The organism is Halomonas sp. A11-A (genome assembly GCF_003182195.1).
GTDB classification, from domain to species: Bacteria; Pseudomonadota; Gammaproteobacteria; order Pseudomonadales; family Halomonadaceae; genus Halomonas; species Halomonas alkalicola.
Map to the genome: position 1 here is coordinate 24835 of NZ_QGTM01000012.1, position 20392 is coordinate 45226.

The window sequence follows — 20392 nt, forward strand, 5'->3', positions numbered from 1 at the left end:
CCCGCCAGCGGGTCAACGCAGCGCGGGCCAACCCGCGATCTCGACTTACCATCACAAGGCGGCTCCACCGGGAACCGCACGCCACACCGGGAGAACCACCATGAGCCACTCCAGCGATATCGTCTTCCTCTCCGCCGCCCGCACCCCCATGGGGGGCATGCTCGGCAGCCTGTCGACCATGACCGCGCCGGAGCTGGCCGCCGTCGCCATCCGCGCCGCCATCGAGCGCGCCGGCATCGAGGCCTCCGCCATCGACGAGGGCATCCTGGGCTGCGTGCTGCCCGGCGGCGTCAAGCAGGGCCCGGCCCGCCAGGCCATGCGCCAGGCCGGCATCCCCGATGCCATCGGCGCCACCACCATCAACAAGCTGTGCGGTTCCGGCATGAAGGCCACCATGCTGGCCCACGACCTGATCCGTGCCGGCAGCGGCGAGGTGATGCTGGCCGGCGGCATGGAGTCCATGTCCAACGCTCCCCACGTGCTGACCAAGGCACGTACCGGCTACCGCCTGGGCCACGGCGAGCTCAAGGACCACATGTTCCTGGATGGCCTGGAGGATGCCGAGACCGGCAAGCTGATGGGAGTGTTCGCCCAGGACGTCGCCACCGCCCGCGACTACAGCCGCGAGCGCCTGGACGACTTCGCCATCGCTTCGCTCGAGCGCGCCATGGCGGCCACCAATGCCGGCCACCTGGACGCCGAGATGGCCCCGGTCACCGTCACCACCCGCCAGGGCGAGAGCGTGGTGAACCACGACGAGCAGCCCTTCCAGGCCAAGCTGGACAAGATCCGCACGCTGCGTCCCGCCTTCGCCAAGGAGGGCACCATCACCGCGGCCAACTCCAGCTCCATCTCCGACGGCGCCTCGGCACTGATCCTGGCCAGTGCCACCGCCGCCGAACGCCTGGGCGCCAGGCCGCTGGCCCGGATGCTCGGCCACAGCACCCACTCCCAGCACCCCAGCGAGTTCACCATCGCCCCGGTGGGCGCCATCGACAAGCTGATGAAGAAGCTCGACTGGACGGTGGACGACGTCGATCTGTTCGAGATCAACGAGGCCTTCGCAGTGGTCACCCTGCTGGCCATGGACGGGCTCGACATCCCCCACGACAAGGTCAACGTCTTCGGCGGCGCCTGCGCCCAGGGCCACCCCATCGGCTCCACCGGCTCGCGCATCATCGCCACCCTGATCCACGCCCTGCGCACCCGCGGCGGCAAGCGCGGCATCGCCAGCCTGTGCATCGGCGGCGGCGAGGCCACCGCGGTGGCGGTCGAGCTGATCGACTGATGGAGGCCTTCACCCTCGAGACCCCGGCGGGCGGCATTCATGCCGCCCGCTGGCGTCCAGATACGCCTGACGCGGCGCGCAGCCCCATCGTGCTACTGCATGATTCGCTGGGCTGCGTGGCGCTGTGGCGTGCCTTTCCTGCCCTGCTGGCCGACACCACCGGCCGCGAGGTGATCGCCTACGACCGCCTGGGCTATGGACGCTCGGCGCCGTTTCCGGGTCAGCAGCCCTCGAGCTTTATCACCGACGAGGCCTCGGGTGCCTTCGCCGCCCTGCGCGAGGGGCTCGCGCTCGACCGCTTCGTGCTGCTCGGCCATAGCGTCGGCGGCGGCATGGCAGTCGAGATCGCCGGCCGGCACGCCGACCGCTGCGAGACACTGGTCACGGTAGCGGCCCAAGCCTTCATCGAGCCCCGCACCCTGGCCGGCATCCGCGAAGCCGAGGCGACCTTTACCGAACCGGATGCCATGGCCCGTCTGGCCAGGTACCACGGCGACAAGGCCGAGTGGGTGCTGCGCGCCTGGGTGGACACCTGGCACTCCGAGGCCTTCCGCCACTGGTGCCTGGATGATGCCCTGGCGCGGGTGCGCTGCCCCACGCTGGCCATCCACGGCCAACACGACGAGTACGGTTCCCTGGACCAGCCTCGACGAATCGCCGCCCTGACCCCGGGCCCTGCCGAACCGTCGATCCTGCCCTGCGGGCATGTGCCTCACCGGGAGTGCCCGGAGACACTCGCCGCCATCGTGGCGGAGTTCCTCTCCGCTCGCTGATCAGCGGCGCGGCGCCACCAGGCGGTCGAGGCGCAGCCGCTCCCGGCCGTCGAAGAGCCGCCGGCTGCCCGCGGCCACCGCCGCCAGGGTGCCGAAACCGGTGCCCAGGGTGATCGCGAACATGATCAGGATCTGGTACTTCACCGCCAGCCCCGGGGCGGTGCCGGCCAGGATCTGGCCGGTCATCATGCCGGGCAGGCTGACCACCCCGGCGGCGGCCATGGCGTTGATCATCGGCATCAGGCCGCTGCGCATCGCCTCGCGGCGGATGTCCCCGATCGCCACCTGCCAGGGCTGGCCGAGCATCAGCCGGTTCTCGATCACCGCCCGCTGGCGCCAGGCCCCGTCGGTGAGGCGATCCAGCGCCAGAGCCACGCCGGTCATGGTATTGCCGAGCAGCATCCCCAGCAGCGGGATGGCGTACTGGGGGCGGTACCAGGGGTCAGGCCCGATGATCACGGTCAGGGCCAGCACGGTCACCGTGAACGAGGAGAGGAACATCGCCAGGGTGCCGATGCCGAAGGCCCAGCCACCGCTCAGGCGCCGCTTCTGACGCGCCATCACCTCCCGGCCGGCAATCAGCAGCATGGCCAGCGCCATCAGCACCACCCACAGCAGCCGTTCGGCGGCAAACAGCGCCTCCAGCACCAGGCCGATCAGCCCCAGCTGGATCACCGTGCGCAGCGCGGCGATCAGCAGGCTGCGGCTCATCCCCAGGCGCAGGGCCGCGGTACAGCCGGCAAGCCCCACCACCATCAGGGCGGCCAGCGCCAGCTGCCACCAGGTCAGTGGTATCACTTCCATGGCGCCATCTCCTCGGCCTGGAGCTCGGTCCCGTGGATGTGCCAGTGGCAATCCGCCACCCGGGCGATCTGGTTGCGGTCGTGGGCCACCCAGATCACCGGCCAGCCACGCTGCCGGATTCGCCCCACCAGCCACTCTTCAACCCGGCGAGTGGTGGCGTCGTCGAGGTTGGCCGTGGGTTCATCGAGCAGCAGCGCCGAGGGCGCCTGGCCGAGGGCCCGCAGGAGCGCCAGGCGCTGCTTCTCGCCCGAGGAGAGCCGGGCCACCTGCCAGCCCAGCACGGCAGCCTCGAAACCGAGCGCCGCCAGGTCCTCTGCATCGGGCGGCGCGGGGAGATGCTCGCCAACGCTGTCCGCCCACCACTGGCTCTCCGCCGGTACCAGCATCACCCGGGCGCGCCAGGCGTGGGCGGGCAACGACGACTGGGCGACCTCCCCCAGCCACACCTCGCCGGCATGGGGCTCGAGGTCGGCCACGGCACGCAGCAGCCGGCTCTTGCCGGAACCGCTGGGGCCGGAGAGGCAGTGGATTTCGCCGGGGCAGACGGCCAGCGACACGTCCGAGAGCGTGCCGATGGCCACACCCTCGAGTCGCAGGGTCGGGCTGGTGATCACGGGGCATCCTCAACGTCAGGAGGCTGCATGATAGCAGGCGCACAATCCGCCGGTCGGGACTATACATATATGGAATAACATATATATTGACGCCAGATTCCCGATCCGAGGAGTACCCGATGTCTGATACCGCCACCGATTCCCCCAGCGTCGCCGAGGGCATGGGGCGCTTCGAGCGCTATCTCTCGGTATGGGTCGCCCTGGCCATCGTCGCCGGGGTACTGCTCGGCCAGTTCGCCCCAGCGGTGCCCGAGACGCTGTCGCGCTTCGAGGTGGCCCAGGTGTCGATCCCGGTGGCAATCCTGATCTGGGCGATGATCTTCCCGATGATGGCGCAGATCGACTTCTCCGCGGTGCTCGGCGTGCGTCGCCAGCCGAAGGGACTGGTCATCACCACCACGGTGAACTGGCTGATCAAGCCCTTCACCATGTTCGCCATCGCCTGGTTCTTCCTGATGGTGGTGTTTCGGCCGTTGATTCCAGAGGAGCTGGCCAGTCAGTACCTGGCCGGTGCCATCCTGCTGGGGGCCGCGCCCTGCACCGCCATGGTCTTCGTGTGGAGCTACCTGACCCGGGGCGACGCCGCCTACACCCTGGTGCAGGTGTCGCTCAACGACCTGATCATGCTCTTCGCCTTCGCGCCCATCGTGGTTCTCCTGCTCGGCATCTCCAACATTCAGGTGCCCTGGGACACGGTGGCGCTGTCGGTCTTTCTCTATATCGTGATTCCGCTCGCCGCCGGCGTCCTGACCCGGCGCGCCTTGATCGCCCGCCGCGGCGCCGAATGGTACGACAACGTCTTCATGAAGCGTATCGGCCCGGTGACGCCCATCGGGCTGATCGTGACCCTGGTGCTGCTGTTCGCCTTCCAGGGCGACGTGATACTGGCCAACCCGTTGCATATCCTGCTGATCGCCATCCCCCTGATCATCCAGACGGTGCTGATCTTCTTCATCGCCTACGGCTGGGCCAAGGCCTGGAAGGTGCCCCACAGCGTGGCGGCCCCCGGCGCGATGATCGGCGCCAGCAACTTCTTCGAGCTGGCCGTCGCCGCCGCCATCGCCCTGTTCGGCCTGCAGTCCGGCGCAGCGCTCGCCACGGTGGTGGGGGTACTCGTCGAGGTGCCGCTGATGCTGGCGCTGGTGCGCATCGCCAACCGGACCCGCCATCACTTCCCGGCCGCCGCCTCGCCTGCCGTCGAGTCGGCGCGCTGAACACCGGCAAGGAGGAGAGCATGGCCATCGCCATCAGCCGCAGGGCAAGGGAGTTCATCCAGCGCAAGGGGGGCGCGGTGACGGTGCGTCTCGCCCCCCGCCACGGCTGCTGCGGCGGCATAGCGAGCCTCGCCGTGGCGGATGCCGTCGCGCCCGACGATGCGAGCCGCTACCGGCGCATCGAGCAGGACGGCATGAGGCTCCATATCGCCCCGGAGCTGGTCGACGAGGGGCTGATCATCGACCTGGAGGGCTGGGGGATCTTCCGCCATCTCTACGTGGACGGCGCGCCGTTGAAGGGTTGAACTGATCGGCGCTTGCCCCGCCGGGGGCCGCCGGCGACTATCACGACATGACCTCCTCCTTATGGCAGCGCCATCCCCTGGCCATCATCGTGCTCGCCCAGCTGTTCGGCACCTCGCTGTGGTTCTCGGTCAACGGCGTGGGCCTCTCGCTCTCCCGGGACCTGGGCCTCTCCGAGGCGGACCTGGGCCGCCTGACCCTGACCGTCCAGGCGGGCTTTATCGTCGGCACCCTGACCCTGGCCGCCACCGGCCTGGCCGATCGCTTTCGGGCCAGCCGGATCTTCGCCCTCTCCTGCCTGCTCGGCGCGCTGACCAATGCGGGCTTCGTGATCGCCGCCCCCCATCCGCCCCTGGACCTGCTGCTGCGCTTCGCCACCGGGCTCTGCCTGGCCGGCATCTACCCGCTGGGCATGAAGCTGGTGATCGGCTGGACGCCCAGGCACACCGGGGCGGCGCTGGCATGGCTCGTCGGCATGCTGACCCTGGGCACCGCCCTGCCCCACCTGCTGCGCGGTTCCACCCTGGGCCTGCCCTGGGAGTGGCCCCTGCTGGGCGCCTCGGCCCTGGCGCTGGCGGGCGGCGCCATGATCCTCGCCCTTGGGGACGGCCCCCACCTGCCACCGCCCGGCGGCAAGGCGCGCCTGCTGGACGGCCTGGCCGCCCTGGGCGAACGGCGCTTTCGCGCCGTGGCGGGTGGCTACTTCGGCCACTGCTGGGAGCTCTATGCGCTCTGGACCCTGACGCCCTTCCTGGTGGCGCGGGAGGTGGCGAGGCTCGGCGCCCCGGAGGCCTGGATTCCCTGGCTATCATTCGCGGTGATCGCACTTGGCCTCGCGGGCTGTGTCGGCGGCGGCGCCCTGAGCCGTCGGCTCGGCAGCCTGTGGGTGGCGCGCCGGGCCCTGGCGGCCTCCGGGCTGGTCTGCCTGGCCTATCCGCTGCTGCCCTGGGCGCCGCCCGGGCTGCTGCTGGGACTGCTGGCCCTGTGGGGGCTGACGGTGATCGCCGACTCACCGCAGTTCTCGGCCCTGGCGGCGGCCAGCGCCCCGCGCGAGCGGGTGGGTTCCACCCTGGCCGTCATGAACGCCGTGGGCTTCGCCCTGACCATCCCCGCCATCTCCCTCACCACAGCGCTGTGGGGGCTGCAGGGGAGCTGGGTGCTGTGGTGGCTGCTGCCGGGTCCGCTGCTCGGGCTCTGGGCCATGCGCGGCCTGCGCGAGCTCCCGGACACGCCGGCGGGCGATGATGGGGCCAGCCGGCAGCGGACTTGACCGGGGTCATCCCAGCGGCAAGCGGGACCTGCAAGACATATGGATTTCCGCATACACTGGGCGTGACACCTCCCCCTGGCCAGGAACCGCACCATGTCAGAGCCTGCTACACCCTCCCCGTCCCGCCGCCTGCTGGCCATGGCCAGGGAGAACCCCGAGCAGGTCCGCTGGCTGGGGGCCGTGGTGGGGATCTTCCTGCTGATCTACTTCCTGCCCGCCGGCACGGCGCGCTTCGACAACGCCGTGCTGGAAGGCATCCGCCTGACCCACTGGTACGCCCGGGAGCACGTGATCCTCTGCCTGCTCCCGGCCTTCGTGATCGCCGGCGCCATGGCCACCTACCTGAGTCAGGGCGCGGTGATGCGCTACCTGGGGCCCAGTGCTCCCAAGCCGGTGGCCTTCGGCATGGCCTCGGTCTCCGGCACCCTGCTGGCGGTCTGCTCCTGCACCGTGCTGCCGCTGTTCGGCGGCATCTACCGGCGCGGAGCGGGCCTGGGCCCCGCGGTGGCCTTCCTCTACTCGGGGCCGGCCATCAACATCATGGCCATCGTGGTCACCGCCAAGGTGCTGGGGCTGGAGCTGGGGCTGGCGCGGGCCGTCGGCGCCATCATCTTCGCCGTGGTGATCGGGGTGATCATGCACCTGATCTATCGCCGGGAGGAGCAGGCCCGGGCGGCGGCCAACGGCCGCGGCTTCGAGGGCGAGCTCTCCCGCCCCCTGGGCCAGGTGGCCGCCTTCTTCGGGCTGATGGTGGGCATCCTGGTGTTCGCCAACTGGGCCGTCGCCGACAGCCCCGCCTGGATGGCCATCCACGGCTGGAAGTGGCAGATCACCGCCGTGCTCGCCGGCCTCTTCGCCCTGCTGCTGATGCGCCGCTGGGGCTGGCCGCTGCACCAGGTGGCGGCGCTGGCCGGCGCCGTGGTGCTCGCCGCCCTGCTGGCGCCCGGCGTGCCGGAGCTGGCCTTCGCCGTGGGCATCATCGGCCTGATGCTGATCGCCACCCTGCGCGACGAGGACCGCGAGTGGGCCGAGCAGAGCTGGGACTTCACCAAGCAGATCATGCCGCTGCTGCTGGTCGGGGTCTTCGTGGCCGGGCTGCTGCTGGGCCGACCCGGGGAGGAGGGGCTGATCCCCTCCGAGTGGGTGGTGCTGGCGGTGGGCGACAACAGCTTTCGCTCCACCTTCCTCGCCTCGCTGCTGGGCGGCTTCATGTACTTCTCGACGCTGACCGAGGTGCCCATCGTCCAGGGCCTGATCGGCAACGGCATGGGCAAGGGCCCGGCGCTGGCGCTGCTGCTGGCGGGCCCCGCCCTGTCGCTGCCCAACATGCTGGTGATCCGCACCATCATGGGCACACAGAAGACCCTGGTCTACTGTGCCCTGGTGGTGGTCATGGCGACCTTCACCGGCTATCTCTACGGCCAGCTGTGGCCGTGATACCGACACACTTCACAAGGAGACTCCCATGAAACTGAGCATCTACGGCAAGGGCTGCAAGAAGTGCGACCAGCTCACCGCCAACGCCCAGGAAGCCGCCGAGGCCCTGGGCATGACGGTGGAGATCGAGAAGGTCACCGACATGAACGCCATCATCGATGCCGGCGTGATGAATACGCCGGCCCTCGCCATCGACGGCGAGCTGGTCACCGAGGGCAAGGTGGCCAGCGCCGAGGAGCTGGAGACGCTCCTCAAGGGGTGATCAGCAGAGCGCGGCACACCGCTCCGGACGGTTGCCCATGCCCGCCAGGCGCTGCTGCAGCAGGGCGAGCCGCCCGGCCTCGCCCTGCTCCGCGGCGGCGAGCACCGCCTCGACCCAGGCCGGCAGCCCCTCGCCCAGGCGATAGTAGACCCACTGCCCCTCGCGGCGATCGTTGAGCAGGCCGCAGGCGCGCAGCTGGGCCAGGTGGCGCGATACCTTGGGCTGCGACTCCTCCAGGGCGTGGGTCATCTCGCAGACGCAGAGCTCACCCTCCCGGCGGATCAGCAGGGTCACCAGCAGGCGGGTGTCGTCACCGAGGCACTTGAACAGGCGAGAAGGTGCAATCATCGAGGGCTCACCATATCGGGCAGGGGATGCCCGCTATGGTACCCCAGGCATTCCGCCGTCGCTCACCCCGCCGCCCTCGGCGCGCCGCTGCTGGCGGCGCTTGACCGCCACCCAGAGCTCCAGCCGGCCGCGAATGTCGCGCAGCGCCCGGGTATAGGCCGTTGGTCCCTCGTGCAGGCGCGGATCGGGGATATCCCAGTAGATCAGCTCGTCCGTCCTGCCCTGCCAGTCGCGACAGCGCTGCTGAGCCTTTTCGCAGAGGATCATCACGGCATCGAAGTGGCGGTCGGCATAGCGCTCGATGGGCTCGCTGGCCAAGCCCTCCGTCGGGATACCGAACTCGCGCAGCGCCGCCAGGGTGTGCTCGTGGGGCGCATCGGGCTCCACCCCGGCGCTGAAGGCCTCGCAGAGATCCCCGGCCATGTGGTTGAGCAGCGCCTCCCCCATCAGCGAGCGCGCCGAGTTGGCGTTGCACAGAAACAGCACCTGAAGCTTCCTGCCCATCACGTTCTCCTCAGCCGAAGCGCCCGGTGATGTAGTCATGGGTGCGCTGGTTGCTGGGGTTGGTGAAGATCCTGTCGGTCTTGTCGACCTCCACCAGGTCGCCCATGTGGAAGAAGGCGGTGCGGTCGGCGACGCGCGCGGCCTGCTGCATGTTGTGGGTCACCATGACGATGGTGTAGCTGTCGGAGAGCTCGTCGATGAGCTGCTCGATCTTCGCCGTGGCGATGGGGTCCAGGGCCGAGCAGGGCTCGTCCATCAGGATCACCTCGGGGCTGATCGCGATGGTCCGGGCAATGCAGAGGCGCTGCTGCTGGCCGCCGGAGAGGCCGGTGCCGGGCTGGTCGAGGCGGTCCTTGACCTCCTCCCAGAGCCCCGCCTTGCGCAGGCTGCTCTCGACGATGTCGTCGAGCTCCGCCTTGCGCCGGGCGAGGCCGTGCAGACGCGGCCCGTAGGCGATGTTTTCGTAGATCGACTTGGGGAAGGGGTTGGGTTTCTGGAAGACGATCCCCACCTGAGCCCGCAGCAGCACCACATCGAGGTTGGGGGCGTAGATGTCCTGGCCCTCCAGGGTCACCTCGCCCTCCACCCGGCAGCCCGGGATGGTGTCATTCATGCGGTTGAGGCAGCGTAGGAAGGTCGACTTGCCGCAGCCCGAGGGGCCGATGAAGGCCACCACCTCGTTCTCGAAGATGTCTACGTCGATGCCGTGGAGCGCCTCGGTCTCGCCGTAGTGCACCTTGACGCCGCGGGCGCGCATCTTGATGCGATCGGAGGCCTTGCTGGTCCGACTGTCTCCGAGGCCGGTGGGTACCGGGGTGTTGGTTACCATGTTCATTTACCACCTCGTCTCGAATCGCTTGCGCAGCCAGATGGCCAGCGCATTGAGGCTCAGCATCAGGCCCAGCAGCACGATGATGGCTGCCGAGGTGCGCGCCTCGAAGAAGTTGCGCAGTTCGTTGCCCTGCCACAGGTAGATCTGCACCGGCAGGGCCGTGGACTGCTCCAGGGGGGTGCCCGGCACGTTGGCGACGAAAGCGTTCATGCCGATCAGAAGCAGCGGCGCCGTCTCGCCCAGGGCCTGGGCGACACCGAGGATGGAGCCGGTCAGGATCCCCGGCAGCGCCAGCGGCAGCACGTGATGAAAGACCGTCTGCACCTTCGAGGCGCCGATGCCGAGCGCCGCCTGGCGGATCGAGCCGGGAATGGAGCGCAGCGAGGCCCGGGTGGCGATGATGATGGTGGGCAGGGTCATCAGGGTCAGCACCAAGCCACCCACCAGAGGCGCGGAGAGCGGCAGCCCCAGGTAGCCGATGAAGATCGCCGCCCCCAGCAGGCCGAAGACGATGGAGGGCACCGCCGCCAGGTTGTTGATATTGATCTCGATCAGGTCGGTCAGGCGGTTCTTCGGTGCGAACTCCTCCAGGTAGATGGCGCTGGCCACGCCGATCGGCACCGAGAGCACGATCACTACCAGCATCATGAACAGCGAGCCCATGAAGGCGCCGGCCAGGCCCGCCGAGGCCGGCGAGCTGCGCGAGTCGGTGTTGAGGAAGAGCGCGGTGCTAAAGGCGTTGGTGATCACCCCGCGGTCGAAGAGCTCGTCGGCCCACTCCCGGGTCTGGGGGCTGAGCTGCTGCTGATGATCCGGCAGGCTGCGGTCGATGTTGCCCTTCAGCCACACATCCACGTTGGCCGAGGCCAGCATCTTGACGGTGATCGTCTGCCCCAGCAACGAGGGGTCCTCGATGAAGCGGTCGCGCAGGGCAAAGCGCTCACCGGAGGTGATCAGGGCACGCAGGTCACGGGTCTGGCTCGCCTCGATCTCGCCGAGCTCGGTCTTGAGCGCCTCATCGATGATCTGCTGCCAGTTGACCAGGCCCACCTGGCTCATCCAGGCCAGCTCGCGCTCGCGGAAGGCACTGGCGCTCTCGCCGGAGGCGCGCACCGGCTTCTCCTCGACCCGAATCAGCTCGGGGTCGAAGTGGACATCCAGATGGAAGGTGGCCTGCCAGAAGGCCGGCACCCCGCGGGAGAGGATGCTGGCGAACAGGATCAGCACCAGGCCCATGCCGGTGACCACCGCCGCCAGCCCCAGACGACGGAAGCGTCGCTCGCGGGCGTGGCGCCCCGCCAGGGAGGCCTCGATGGTTGCCAGCCGCTGGCGGCTGCGTTCTTCGATGGAGAGGGTGTCAGTGGTCACGGGCGGTTACTCATATTGCTGCCGGTAGCGGCGCACCACCACCAGGGCGATGACGTTCAGCCCCAGGGTGATGGCGAATAGCGTCAGGCCCAGGGCGAAGGCCACCAGCGACTGGGGGCTGGCGAAGTCCATGTCGCCGGTCAGCTGATTGACGATGGTCACCGTAATGGTGGAGACCGCCTCGAAGGGGTTGGCGTGCAGCACCGGGTTGTTGCCCGCCGCCAGCACCACGATCATGGTCTCGCCGATGGCGCGGCTGGCGGCCAGCAGGAAGGCGCCGACAATGCCCGGGAGCGCCGCCGGCAGCACCACCTGCCGAATGGTCTCCGACTTGGTGGCGCCGAGACCCAGCGCCCCGTCGCGCAGGGCCTTGGGCACCTGGGTGATGATGTCGTCGGAGAGCGAGGAGACGAACGGAATGATCATGATCCCCATCACCAGGCCCGCGGTGAGCGCGCTGGTGGCGCGGATGCTGATGCCCACCATGTCACCGAGCCCGGAGAGGAAGGGGCCGATCACGATCAGGGCGAAGAAGCCGTAGACGATGGTGGGGATGCCAGCGAGCACCTCGATCACCGGCTTGGCGACGTTGCGCAGCCAGGGCGGCGCATATTCGGCCATGTAGATCGCGGTCATCAGCCCCAGCGGCACCGCCACCAGCAGGGCGATGGCACTGACCATCAGGGTACCCCACAGCAGCGGCAGCAGGCCGAACTCCCCTTGGCCCGTATCTCCGGAGGTGCTGAAGCGCGGATTCCAGGTGGTGCCGAAGAAGAACTCCGCCGGGCTGATAAAGCGAAAGAAGTTCATCGCCTCGCCCACCATGGAGAGCACGATGCCCACCGTGGTGAGGATGGCCACCCCGGAACAGAGCGCCAGTGCGATGGTGATCACCCGCTCCACCTGGTTGCGGGCGCGCAGCTGTGGCGAGATGCGGCCCCGGGCCAGCACCAGGCCGGCAACGGCGGCCACGGCCATGGCGGCGATGGTGATCATGCGCCCCAGCGTCTGCAGGCTCGCCATATGGGCGGCAGCGGCCAGTTCCGTCTCACTGGGCGTGCCGGAGACGGCGCGATCGGCGGCCAGCGCCGAGACGCGGCGCAGAAAGGTGGAGAGCTCCCGCTCGCCTAGCGTGGCGATCTCGGGGGGCAGCTGGCGCACCACCAGCAGCTCCACCAGCGAGGTGCCCGCCAGACTCCAGAGCAGGAAGAGGGCAAAGGCCGGCAGGCCGCACCAGAGGGCCACCAGCATGCCGTAGTATCCGGGACGCGAGTGCAGCCGCACTCCGTCGGTTGCCACCGTGCGACTGCGCGTCAGGCCGACCTGATAGGCCAGGGCCATGACGATCAGCAGGATGGCGATCAGTACGAGATTATTCATCCTCTCTCCGCATCACTGCGCCGGGGCCCCGTGACGGGACCCCGGCGGACGTGAGTCATCGGGCGACCCGGGCGTCACTCGGCGGTAACGTGGGTGCGCGCCTGGAACTGGGCCAGGGCCTCGGCCCGCTCGTCGTCATCCAGCGGGATCAGGCCGGCATCCTCCAGCGGGCTGCCGTAGCCGGAGATCATCTCGTTGAGGAAGAACTCGGTGTACTCGGCCAGGCCCGGGATCACGTCCAGGTGCTCGCCCTTCACGTAGAAGAACAGCGGGCGGGAGACCGGGTACTCGCCGGAGCCGATGGTCTCGAGGCTCGGGGTCACGCCGTCCACGGTGGCCACCTGCAGCCGGTCGCGGTTCTGGTCGTAGAAGCTCAGGCCGAAGACGCCCACCGCATCGGCCTCGGCGTCCAGGCGCGCCAGGGTCTCGGTGTAGTCGCCGGCGATCTCGATGATGCGGCCGTCGCCACGCAGGGCGTCGCAGGCGTCGCCTTCCATCTCGTAGCTGTCGCAACCGATGTGCAGCACCTTCTCCTCGAACACCTCGCGGGTGCCGTGGTTGGAGGCCGGGATGACCAGCACGATCTCCTGGTCCGGCAGGTCGGCATCGATCTCGGACCAGCGGGTATAGGGGTTGTCGACCAGCTCACCGTCGACACGCACCTGCTGGGCGGCGGCGGCGAAGACATGGGCCGGGGTCAGGGCGAATGCGCCGCGGTCGGCGCGAGAGGCGAAGACGATGCCGTCGTAGCCGAACATCACCTCGAGCACCTCGTTGACGCCGTTGGACTGGCAGTTCTCGAGCTCGCCGCTGCGAATGGCCCGTGAGGAGTTGGCAATGTCGATGGTGTTCTCGCCGACGCCCTGGCAGAACTGACGCAGGCCGCCGCCGGAGCCGCCGGAACCCACCACCGGGGTATTGAACTGCGGGAAGTTGTTGCCGAACTCCTCGGCCACGATGCTGGCGAAGGGCAGGACGGTGGATGAGCCGGCGATCTGGATGGTGTCACGCGCCATGGCGGCGGTGGAGAAGCCGACGGCCAGACCGGTGGCCAGGGCGAAGCCCAGGGTACGCTTGCTGACGTTCATCTTGAGGATCCTCTCTGCATGGGGCCCCGGGACGGTAGGTCCAGGGGCTCTGGTTCGGCACTAACGGCCGTTTGCAGGGAGGAGTTTGCGCGTCATGGATTGCAGTTCTGTGACGGCAAGATGTCGGTTGCGTGTCATCCGGGGCTCAGACCAGCAGCCCCAGCGCCGCCAGGGTGCAGAGGGCAAGCGACGCCCCCTGGAGCAGGCGGCGGTCGAGGCGGTGAGCGACGCGCCCGGCCAGCCAGCTGCCGGCCAGCACCCCCGGCGCGAAGGTCAGCGCCAGGCCGAAGTGCCAGGCGCGGAGCAGCCCGCCAAGGCCCAGGGTGACGAGCGTCATCAGGGCGGTGACCACGAAGAAGGCCGAGAGGGTGCCGCGCAGGCGGTCCGGGGAGAAGCCGTGGAGCAGCAGCACCAGGGGCGGGCCGCTCAGCGCGGCGATGGTGCCGAAGATGCCCGAGAAGACCCCGGCGCCGAACAGGGTGGCGCGATTGACCGGCAGCCGGAAGCGGAACAGGGTCACCGCCACCGCGAAGAGCACGCTGCCGGCGATGAGCTTTTCCAGCACCGCCATGGGCGCGGCCAGCAGCAGCCAGAGTCCCAGGGCGTTGCCGGGAATCCGCCCCACCAGGGCCGTGGCGATCTCGCCCGGCTGCACCTCGCGCCAGTAGTGGCGCAGGGTGGTAAGCGCCACCGTGAAACCGAACAGCACCAGCACCACCGGCACCAGGCGCGGCTCCAGCAACAGCAGCAGCGGCGCCCCCACCACCGCCAGGCCGAAGCCGGTGGCCCGCTGCACAAAGGCCCCCAGCGCCAGCGTTGCCGCGCAGCCCAGCCAGACGGCAAGGCTCATGTCGAACCAGACCAGCAGCGCCTCAGGCATGACAGGCCCCCAGCGCTAAGGTGACGGCGCAGCCGAGCCAGGTGCCGAGGCCCATATCGAGCCAAGCCAGCAGCGCCTCAGGCATGGCCGGCCCGCCCCGCCAGCAGGCGCAGCCCCAGGTTGCCGACCAGGGCCGCCCCCAGCATGGTGCCTACCATGGGCCAGGGGCTGTCCACCTCGAAGGCGCCCACCAGCACCCCGGCCAGCGCCCCGCAGGAGAACTGGATGCTGCCCTGCAGGGCCGCCGCGGTGGCGCTCATGTGCTGGAAGTGGTCGAGCAGCGAGGAGATAGCGTTGGGGGCCACCAGGCCGATGGTGCCGGTGAATACCATGATCAGCGGCACCATGGTCCACAACGACGCCAGACCGCTGGCCGCCACCAGCACCAGCCCCAACGCCGCGCCCAGTTGGATGGCCAGCCCCAGGCGCAGGTTCTGCTGGGGGCTTCGCGATCTGAGCAGGCGAATATTGAGCCGGTTGGAGGCCGCCATGGCGATCACGTTGACCCCGAACACCAGCGGATAGAGCTCGGGGCCCAGCCCGAAGTGCTCGAGATAGAGGAAGGGCGAGGCGGTGATGAAGGCAAAGAGCCCCGCAAACGACATCGAGGCGGCGCACACATAGCCCATCGCCTCGCGGTGGCACAGCACGCTCGCGTAGTTGGCCAGTACCTGGCGCGGCGAGGCGACGGGCGACCCCGGGGCCCGGGTCTCCGGCAAGCGGGTACCCAGCAACCACATCAGGAAGGCGGCATAGACCGCCAGGAAGACGAAGATCAGCCACCACTCGCCCAGATAGAGCAGGCCGCTGCCCACCAGCGGGGCCACCAGCGGGGCCAGCAGCATGATGATCGCCATGGTGGACATCACCTTGGCCGCTTCGCGGCCGCTGAAGCAGTCGCGCACGATGGCCGCCGAGTTGACCACCGTGGCCCCACCGCCCAGGGCCTGGACGAAGCGCCAGGCGAGCAGCTCGGACAGCGAGCCCACCGTGGTGATGGCCAGGCTCGCCAGCAGGAAGACCACCAGGCCGCCGAGCAGGACGGGCTTGCGGCCGATGCGATCGGAGAGCGGCCCGAACAGCAGCTGGCCGAGGGCGAAACCGGCCAGGAAGGCGGAGAGCGAGAGCTCGGTATGGTGGATGCTGGCGCCCACGGCATCGGCCAGGGCCGCCATGGCGGGCAGGTAGGCGTCGATGGCAAAGGGCGCCAGAGCGGTGTTGGCGGCCACCAGCAGCGCCACGCGTCGGGCGTCGAGGGTCAAGGAGACTCCTTGGCATGTCTTGGCATGCATAGATAGGCCGCTAATCATAGCCTATCGTCGCCTTCCCTGCCGGTCCCTGTTCCCTGTCATACTGGCTTGATAGAGTGATCTTCCCCTTTCCCCAGGAGCCCTACCCCATGGCCGACGACCTGCTCTCGCAACTCCGGCAGATGACCACCGTGGTCGCCGATACCGGCGACATCGACGCCATCCGCCGGTTCGAACCCACCGATGCCACCACCAACCCCTCGCTGATCCTGCAGGCCGCCCAGCTGGAGGGGCGCCGCGAGCGCCTGGCCGAGATCGCCCGCCGCGCGACGGACCTCGATGACGCCCTGGACGCGGTGGCGGTGGAGATCGGCAGCGAGATCAGCTCCCTGGTGCCGGGCTATGTCTCGACCGAGGTGAGCGCCAGGCTCTCCTTCGACACCGACGCCACCCTGGCCCGGGCCCGCTCGCTGATCGAGCGCTACGCCCGCCACGGCATCGGGCCGGAGCGCATCCTGATCAAGGTCGCCGCCACCTGGGAGGGCATCCGCGCCGCCCAGCAGCTCGAGCGCGAGGGCATCCACACCAACCTGACCCTGCTGTTCAGCTTCGCCCAGGCCCAGGCCTGCGCCGACGCCGGGGTGACGCTGATCTCCCCCTTCGTGGGGCGCATCCTGGACTGGCACAGGGCCCAGTCGCCGGACGCCGACTTCAGCGGCGACTGCGATCCCGGCGTGCAGTCGGTCAAGCGCATCTACGAGCACTACAAGGGGCACGGCTACCACACCATCGTGATGGGGGCGAGCTTTCGCAACGCCGGGGAGATCCTGGCGCTGGCCGGCTGCGACCGCCTGACCATCTCCCCTGCCCTGCTCGGCGAGCTGGCCGAGAGCCGTGGCGCCCTCGAACGCCGCCTGGTCCCGGAGGACGCCGAGACCGGCGCCCTCGAGCCTCTCGACGAAGCCGAGTATCGCTGGCAGATGAACGAGGACGCCATGGCCACCGAGAAGCTGGCCGAGGGCATCCGCAAGTTCATGGAGGACCAGCGCAAGCTGGAGGCGCTGCTGGGCGAGCTGCGCCGGGCGTAGCGACGCGGGGGAAAAGTAGCGCGACGCGGGAGGAGAAGGCCGGGGTCAGTGGGGGTGGGAGGCGGCCTCCTGGGCCTCGAGCATCTCCACCAGTGGCTGGAACTCCTCCCGGTTGTGCTCGTTCATGCGCATCAGGATGCGGTGGGCCTCGAGGATGCGCTGGCGGGTCTCCTCCACGTCACAGGGGATCTCCGGCAGGTCGCATAGCTCGCAGACCTCGGTGATGGGCGCCTCCACCTGGGTGAAGTAGCGGGCGAAGCCCATCACGTCCAGCATGCGCTGGATGTCGGGGTTGTCGGCGACGATGGTGGGACGCTCGGCCAGGCGGCCATCCACCGCCATGGCCACCTTGGCCAGGAAGCCCAGTGCAGTGGAGTCCACGTTGGTGGCGTCGCGCAGATCGATGATCAGCGTCTTGAGCCCCGGCGTCTCGGCGAGCTGCTGGGCCTGACGGTCCAGGGTCGCACAGAGGGTCAGGCGCACATCGCCGCACAGCTTGAGGACGAAGACACCGGCGTCGAATGCCGCCTTGACGCGTCCTTCAGGAATCAACATTGCCAAATCCGCTCAACATCATGATGGTCAGGTCGTCGGGCAGTGCCTCGATGGCCGTATCCGTACCGACATCGTCACCGCTGGCCAGATGGCCGAGGGCCAGACTGGCCCGCAGGTCCTCCAGCGTCTCGCTGGCCAGCACCCGCTGCTCGAGCTCCCTGAGCCGCATGTCGAGCGTTTCGCCCGGCAGGCATTCCAATACTCCATCCGAACACAGCCACAGGCGGAAGTTCTCGGGCAGCGAACACCCCAGGGTGGGGTAGTCGGCACCGGGAAACAGCCCTACCGGCATGCCCTCGCCGGGCAGTGGCCTGACCTCGCCATCCGCCACCAGCAGGGGCATCGGCAGCTGTGCGCCCAGCGAATAGTGCAGATAGCGGCGCTCGAGGTCAATGACCCCGACGAACAGGGTGGCATGCTTGCCGATCCCGGTGTCCAGCAGTTCACGGTTCAGGTCGTTCAGCCAGCGCGGTGGCAGGGCCTCGGGCGCGGTGCCGTCCCACTCGCCCTGCCAGCGGTTGGCCAGGTACTTGAGCAGCACGGTGACGAAGGCCGAGGAGGTACCATGGCCAGAGACATCGGCAAAATAGAACAGCAGATGGCGCTCGTCCAGGCGCTGGAAATCCAGGAAATCGCCGGAAAGATAGAGCCAGGGGGCGAACCAGTAGTCGCAGGTGACCCCTCCCGAGGTCTGGGGACGCGGCGGCAGCAGCTTGCGCTGGATCTGGCCGCCGGCCTGCTGGTCGAGGCGCAGCATCGCCAGGTGGGTCTCCAGGCTCTCGTTGAGCTCCTCGAGGCGCGCCTGATCCTCGCGCCGCGCCTCTTCCAGGCGGCGCAGCTCGATCACCTTGCGGATCATCCGCCGCAGCAGCTGACCGTGGCGCAGCGGCTCGACGATGTAATCCACCAGGCCCGCATCCACCGCGGAGAGCAGCCCGGGGAACTCGCGGCTGTCGCTGACCACCAGGGTCGGCAGGCGCTCGCAGAGCGGCGCCCACTGCTCCTCGGAGAGCGCCCGCGCATGGGCCACCACCAGCGAGACCTCCGGGGGCAGCTCATCGGGGCTGTCGGCGGCGATCACCGCCAGGCCGTCACGGGCGATGGTCTCGGCCAGGGCGTTGCGCGCCGGGCCGGGGGCATCGATCACACCGATCAGCTGCTTGGGACGATCCATGGTAGGGGGCCTCAGTCGGAGAAGGCGTCGTCGACGTCGGCGTCGTCGAAGTCGGCGTCGTCGAAATCGAAGTCATCCATGGCGAAGGGGTCATCGCCCATCTCGCCATCGCTGATCTCGAAGCGGCGCCGCTGCAGCCAGGCGTCGCGGATGAAGCTGTAGCGGTCACCGCGGATCAGCTCCTCCTGGTCGAGCAGCCCCGCCCGGGTATCGATGATGCGCAGCGCAGTAAGGCCGAGGCGCGTCTCGTCATCCTCGATGTAGGTGGTCGGATAGCTGTACATGTCGGCGGGCAGGCCACCGGTATCGCGCACCGTGCTCGGTCCCAGGAGGGGCAGCACCAGGTAGCGTGACTCCTCCCACCCCCACACGGCCAGGGTCTGGCCGAAGTCCTCATCGCGGCCGGTGATCTCCATATGGGTGGCGAAGTCCCATAGGCCGCCGATGCCGACGGTGGTGTTGATCAGGAAGCGCGACATGGCGATGCCCGCGTTGCCCGGCTTGCCCTGCAGCAGGCTGTTGATCGCCGTGCGCGGCTCGCCCAGGTTGGAGAAGAAGTTGCCCACCCCGGTCTGCACCGGCTGGGGCGTCACCGCCCGATAGCCCCGAGCGGTGGGCTTCAGCACGGCGCGATCCACCGCATCGTTGAAGGCGAACACCCGCCGGTTGAAGCCCTCCCAGGGGTCATCGGGATGGCGCTCCTCGATGGTCGCGGTGCTGGCGCAGCCGGCCAGCATCGCCACGGCCAGCAGACCCGCCGCCGCCCTGCCCCGCCTTCCTGTCGTAGTGGCTGTCATCCTGCTCTCCTTGCGGCTCGTTTCGCGAATGGTTGGCTGGGCGTCAGACACGTTTCACCACCACGCTGCCGGCGCTGTAGCCCGCCCCGAAGGAGCAGATCACCCCCAGCGCTCCGGCGGTAAGGTCATCATGGTGCAGGTGGAAGGCGATGATCGAGCCCGCCGAGCTGGTGTTGGCGTAGCGGTCGAGGATGATCGGCGCCTCCTGCTCGCTGGGCTCGCGGCCCAACACCCGGCGGGCGATCAGGTCGTTCATGTGGCGGTTGGCCTGGTGCAGCCACATCCGCGCCAGGTCGTCGCCGGAGAAGCCCAGCGCCTGCAGGTGCGCCCCGATCAGCGCCGCCACCAGGGGGCAGACCTCCTTGAAGACCCGGCGCCCCTCCTGGACGAAGAGCTTGTCCAGCGCCTGGGGGTCCGCGTCGGTGACCCGGTTGAGAAAGCCGGCGTTGTTGCGGATGGCATTGGAGAAGCGCGTCACCAGGCGCGTGCCGAGGATCTCGAAGCGCGCCTCACTGGTGGCCAGGTCGTCGCGCTCCAGCACGATGGCGGTGCAGGCGTCGCCGAAGATGAAGTGGCTGTCGCGGTCGCGGAAGTTGAGGTGCGCCGAGCAGATCTCCGGGTTGACCACCAGCGCCCGGCGGGCGCTGCCGGCGCGGATGGCGTTGGCCGCAGTCTCGATGGCGAAGGTAGCCGAGCTACAGGCCACGTTCATGTCGAAGGCGTAGCCGCCGGCGCCCAGCGCGGCTTGCAGCTCCACCGCCACCGCCGGATAGGGGCGCTCCAGGTTGGAGCAGCCGACGATGACGAGATCGATATCGGCGGCCTCCACCCCGGCACGGGCCAGGGCCTGGCGGGCCGCCACGGCCCCCATCTCGCACTGGATGGAGGGCTCGTCGTTGCTGCGCTCGCGCAGCCGAGGGCGCATGCGCTCGGGGTCGAGGATGCCCTCGGCATCGAGCACATGGCGGCTGCGGATGCCCGAGGCCTTGACGATGAACTCGCTGCTCGAGTGCGCCAGGCGCTCCTCGATGCCGGCTTCGGCACGGCGTGCGTTCTCGGCGTCCACCCAGGCATTGAACGAGGCCACCAGGGCATCGTTGTCGATGGTGTGCTCCGGCGTGAAGAGTCCTGTGCCGGTGATCACGACGTTGGTCATACGCTCT

The 20392-nt window shown here is 69.0% G+C and carries 22 protein-coding genes; 8 read left to right on the forward strand and 14 right to left on the reverse strand.

The genetic code is table 11. From position 1 onward, the window contains the following. Positions 1 to 100: 100 nt before the first annotated feature. Positions 101 to 1288 (forward strand): acetyl-CoA C-acyltransferase, encoded by a 1188-nt coding sequence (locus DER72_RS09640; protein ID WP_110069781.1) that lies wholly within the window; start codon positions 101 to 103, stop codon positions 1286 to 1288. After that, a complete protein-coding gene (locus DER72_RS09645; RefSeq protein WP_110069782.1) occupies positions 1288 to 2061 on the forward strand; it encodes an alpha/beta fold hydrolase in 774 nt (257 codons plus the stop codon). The genes DER72_RS09640 and DER72_RS09645 overlap by 1 nt, the downstream gene beginning before the upstream one ends. Here DER72_RS09645 and fetB read toward each other — a convergent pair whose 3' ends face one another. Further along, positions 2062 to 2865, reverse strand: coding sequence for an ABC transporter permease (fetB, locus tag DER72_RS09650; protein WP_110069783.1), 804 nt, complete (start codon positions 2863 to 2865; stop codon positions 2062 to 2064). Continuing rightward, a complete protein-coding gene (locus DER72_RS09655; RefSeq protein ID WP_258306262.1) occupies positions 2856 to 3479 on the reverse strand; it encodes an ATP-binding cassette domain-containing protein in 624 nt (207 codons plus the stop codon). Before DER72_RS09655 ends, fetB begins: the two co-directional genes overlap by 10 nt. Before the next feature lie 119 nt (positions 3480 to 3598). Between DER72_RS09655 and arsB the strand changes: the two genes are divergently transcribed. The 5 genes from arsB to DER72_RS09680 all read left to right on the forward strand — a co-directional run bounded on the left by arsB (position 3599) and on the right by DER72_RS09680 (position 7965). Beyond that, complete coding sequence (gene arsB / locus DER72_RS09660; protein WP_110069784.1) at positions 3599 to 4693, forward strand: ACR3 family arsenite efflux transporter; 1095 nt, start codon at positions 3599 to 3601, stop codon at positions 4691 to 4693. 20 nt (positions 4694 to 4713) lie between these two features. Further along, entirely contained in the window at positions 4714 to 4998 is a 285-nt protein-coding gene (locus DER72_RS09665; RefSeq protein WP_110069785.1) for a CC/Se motif family (seleno)protein, read from the forward strand. 47 nt (positions 4999 to 5045) lie between these two features. Continuing rightward, positions 5046 to 6266 (forward strand): MFS transporter, encoded by a 1221-nt coding sequence (locus DER72_RS09670; protein ID WP_110069786.1) that lies wholly within the window; start codon positions 5046 to 5048, stop codon positions 6264 to 6266. Positions 6267 to 6359: 93 nt separating this feature from the next. Then, on the forward strand, positions 6360 to 7703 hold the full coding sequence (locus DER72_RS09675) for a permease (protein ID WP_110069787.1): 1344 nt from the start codon (positions 6360 to 6362) through the stop codon (positions 7701 to 7703). 28 nt (positions 7704 to 7731) lie between these two features. Beyond that, positions 7732 to 7965: a thioredoxin family protein gene (locus DER72_RS09680; RefSeq protein WP_110069788.1), complete on the forward strand. Its 234-nt coding sequence runs from the start codon at positions 7732 to 7734 to the stop codon at positions 7963 to 7965. Here the strand turns inward: DER72_RS09680 and DER72_RS09685 are convergent, their stop codons facing one another. The 8 genes from DER72_RS09685 to DER72_RS09720 form a co-directional block, all read right to left on the reverse strand. Further along, positions 7966 to 8313, reverse strand: coding sequence for a metalloregulator ArsR/SmtB family transcription factor (locus DER72_RS09685; RefSeq protein ID WP_110069789.1), 348 nt, complete (start codon positions 8311 to 8313; stop codon positions 7966 to 7968). Positions 8314 to 8346: 33 nt separating this feature from the next. Then, on the reverse strand, positions 8347 to 8817 hold the full coding sequence (locus DER72_RS09690) for an arsenate reductase ArsC (RefSeq protein ID WP_110069790.1): 471 nt from the start codon (positions 8815 to 8817) through the stop codon (positions 8347 to 8349). A 10-nt stretch (positions 8818 to 8827) separates the two neighbouring features. Next, positions 8828 to 9652, reverse strand: coding sequence for a phosphate ABC transporter ATP-binding protein PstB (gene pstB, locus DER72_RS09695; RefSeq protein WP_110069791.1), 825 nt, complete (start codon positions 9650 to 9652; stop codon positions 8828 to 8830). After that, positions 9653 to 11017, reverse strand: a complete 1365-nt coding sequence (pstA, locus tag DER72_RS09700; protein WP_110069792.1) for a phosphate ABC transporter permease PstA — start codon at positions 11015 to 11017, stop codon at positions 9653 to 9655. 6 nt (positions 11018 to 11023) lie between these two features. Then, positions 11024 to 12397: a phosphate ABC transporter permease subunit PstC gene (pstC, locus tag DER72_RS09705; protein ID WP_110069793.1), complete on the reverse strand. Its 1374-nt coding sequence runs from the start codon at positions 12395 to 12397 to the stop codon at positions 11024 to 11026. Positions 12398 to 12471: 74 nt separating this feature from the next. After that, entirely contained in the window at positions 12472 to 13485 is a 1014-nt protein-coding gene (locus DER72_RS09710; RefSeq protein ID WP_110069794.1) for a substrate-binding domain-containing protein, read from the reverse strand. A gap of 145 nt (positions 13486 to 13630) precedes the next feature. Next, on the reverse strand, positions 13631 to 14365 hold the full coding sequence (locus DER72_RS09715) for a sulfite exporter TauE/SafE family protein (RefSeq protein WP_110069795.1): 735 nt from the start codon (positions 14363 to 14365) through the stop codon (positions 13631 to 13633). A 77-nt stretch (positions 14366 to 14442) separates the two neighbouring features. Then, positions 14443 to 15627, reverse strand: a complete 1185-nt coding sequence (locus tag DER72_RS09720; RefSeq protein ID WP_110069796.1) for a Bcr/CflA family multidrug efflux MFS transporter — start codon at positions 15625 to 15627, stop codon at positions 14443 to 14445. Positions 15628 to 15764: 137 nt separating this feature from the next. Here DER72_RS09720 and tal point away from each other — a divergent pair, with 137 nt between their 5' ends. Next, positions 15765 to 16703: a transaldolase gene (gene tal, locus DER72_RS09725; protein WP_110069797.1), complete on the forward strand. Its 939-nt coding sequence runs from the start codon at positions 15765 to 15767 to the stop codon at positions 16701 to 16703. Between the two features lie 45 nt (positions 16704 to 16748). Here the strand turns inward: tal and DER72_RS09730 are convergent, their stop codons facing one another. From DER72_RS09730 to DER72_RS09745, 4 genes are read right to left on the reverse strand one after another with little or no spacing between them, the layout of a single operon-like run. After that, complete coding sequence (locus DER72_RS09730) at positions 16749 to 17258, reverse strand: STAS domain-containing protein (protein WP_110069798.1); 510 nt, start codon at positions 17256 to 17258, stop codon at positions 16749 to 16751. Continuing rightward, positions 17245 to 18432, reverse strand: a complete 1188-nt coding sequence (locus DER72_RS09735; RefSeq protein WP_110069799.1) for a PP2C family protein-serine/threonine phosphatase — start codon at positions 18430 to 18432, stop codon at positions 17245 to 17247. The genes DER72_RS09730 and DER72_RS09735 overlap by 14 nt, the downstream gene beginning before the upstream one ends. Before the next feature lie 11 nt (positions 18433 to 18443). Then, positions 18444 to 19229: a VacJ family lipoprotein gene (locus tag DER72_RS09740; protein ID WP_110069800.1), complete on the reverse strand. Its 786-nt coding sequence runs from the start codon at positions 19227 to 19229 to the stop codon at positions 18444 to 18446. 43 nt (positions 19230 to 19272) lie between these two features. Beyond that, complete coding sequence (locus DER72_RS09745) at positions 19273 to 20385, reverse strand: beta-ketoacyl-ACP synthase III (protein ID WP_110069801.1); 1113 nt, start codon at positions 20383 to 20385, stop codon at positions 19273 to 19275. Positions 20386 to 20392 lie beyond the last annotated feature (7 nt).

What these genes read in the sequence shown, in the direction of transcription:
- DER72_RS09680 (WP_110069788.1), top strand. Translation starts at nt 7,732, where the DNA reads ATGAAACTGAGCATCTACGGCAAGGGCTGCAAGAAGTGCGACCAGCTC.
- DER72_RS09715 (WP_110069795.1), bottom strand. Translation starts at nt 14,365, where the DNA reads ATGCCTGAGGCGCTGCTGGTCTGGTTCGACATGAGCCTTGCCGTCTGG.
- DER72_RS09675 (WP_110069787.1), top strand. Translation starts at nt 6,360, where the DNA reads ATGTCAGAGCCTGCTACACCCTCCCCGTCCCGCCGCCTGCTGGCCATG.
- DER72_RS09710 (WP_110069794.1), bottom strand. Translation starts at nt 13,485, where the DNA reads ATGAACGTCAGCAAGCGTACCCTGGGCTTCGCCCTGGCCACCGGTCTG.
- pstC (WP_110069793.1), bottom strand. Translation starts at nt 12,397, where the DNA reads ATGAATAATCTCGTACTGATCGCCATCCTGCTGATCGTCATGGCCCTG.
- tal (WP_110069797.1), top strand. Translation starts at nt 15,765, where the DNA reads ATGGCCGACGACCTGCTCTCGCAACTCCGGCAGATGACCACCGTGGTC.
- DER72_RS09665 (WP_110069785.1), top strand. Translation starts at nt 4,714, where the DNA reads ATGGCCATCGCCATCAGCCGCAGGGCAAGGGAGTTCATCCAGCGCAAG.
- pstB (WP_110069791.1), bottom strand. Translation starts at nt 9,652, where the DNA reads ATGAACATGGTAACCAACACCCCGGTACCCACCGGCCTCGGAGACAGT.
- DER72_RS09645 (WP_110069782.1), top strand. Translation starts at nt 1,288, where the DNA reads ATGGAGGCCTTCACCCTCGAGACCCCGGCGGGCGGCATTCATGCCGCC.
- DER72_RS09670 (WP_110069786.1), top strand. Translation starts at nt 5,046, where the DNA reads ATGACCTCCTCCTTATGGCAGCGCCATCCCCTGGCCATCATCGTGCTC.
- DER72_RS09730 (WP_110069798.1), bottom strand. Translation starts at nt 17,258, where the DNA reads ATGTTGATTCCTGAAGGACGCGTCAAGGCGGCATTCGACGCCGGTGTC.
- DER72_RS09745 (WP_110069801.1), bottom strand. Translation starts at nt 20,385, where the DNA reads ATGACCAACGTCGTGATCACCGGCACAGGACTCTTCACGCCGGAGCAC.
- DER72_RS09690 (WP_110069790.1), bottom strand. Translation starts at nt 8,817, where the DNA reads ATGGGCAGGAAGCTTCAGGTGCTGTTTCTGTGCAACGCCAACTCGGCG.
- fetB (WP_110069783.1), bottom strand. Translation starts at nt 2,865, where the DNA reads ATGGAAGTGATACCACTGACCTGGTGGCAGCTGGCGCTGGCCGCCCTG.
- DER72_RS09740 (WP_110069800.1), bottom strand. Translation starts at nt 19,229, where the DNA reads ATGACAGCCACTACGACAGGAAGGCGGGGCAGGGCGGCGGCGGGTCTG.
- DER72_RS09640 (WP_110069781.1), top strand. Translation starts at nt 101, where the DNA reads ATGAGCCACTCCAGCGATATCGTCTTCCTCTCCGCCGCCCGCACCCCC.
- arsB (WP_110069784.1), top strand. Translation starts at nt 3,599, where the DNA reads ATGTCTGATACCGCCACCGATTCCCCCAGCGTCGCCGAGGGCATGGGG.
- DER72_RS09685 (WP_110069789.1), bottom strand. Translation starts at nt 8,313, where the DNA reads ATGATTGCACCTTCTCGCCTGTTCAAGTGCCTCGGTGACGACACCCGC.
- DER72_RS09735 (WP_110069799.1), bottom strand. Translation starts at nt 18,432, where the DNA reads ATGGATCGTCCCAAGCAGCTGATCGGTGTGATCGATGCCCCCGGCCCG.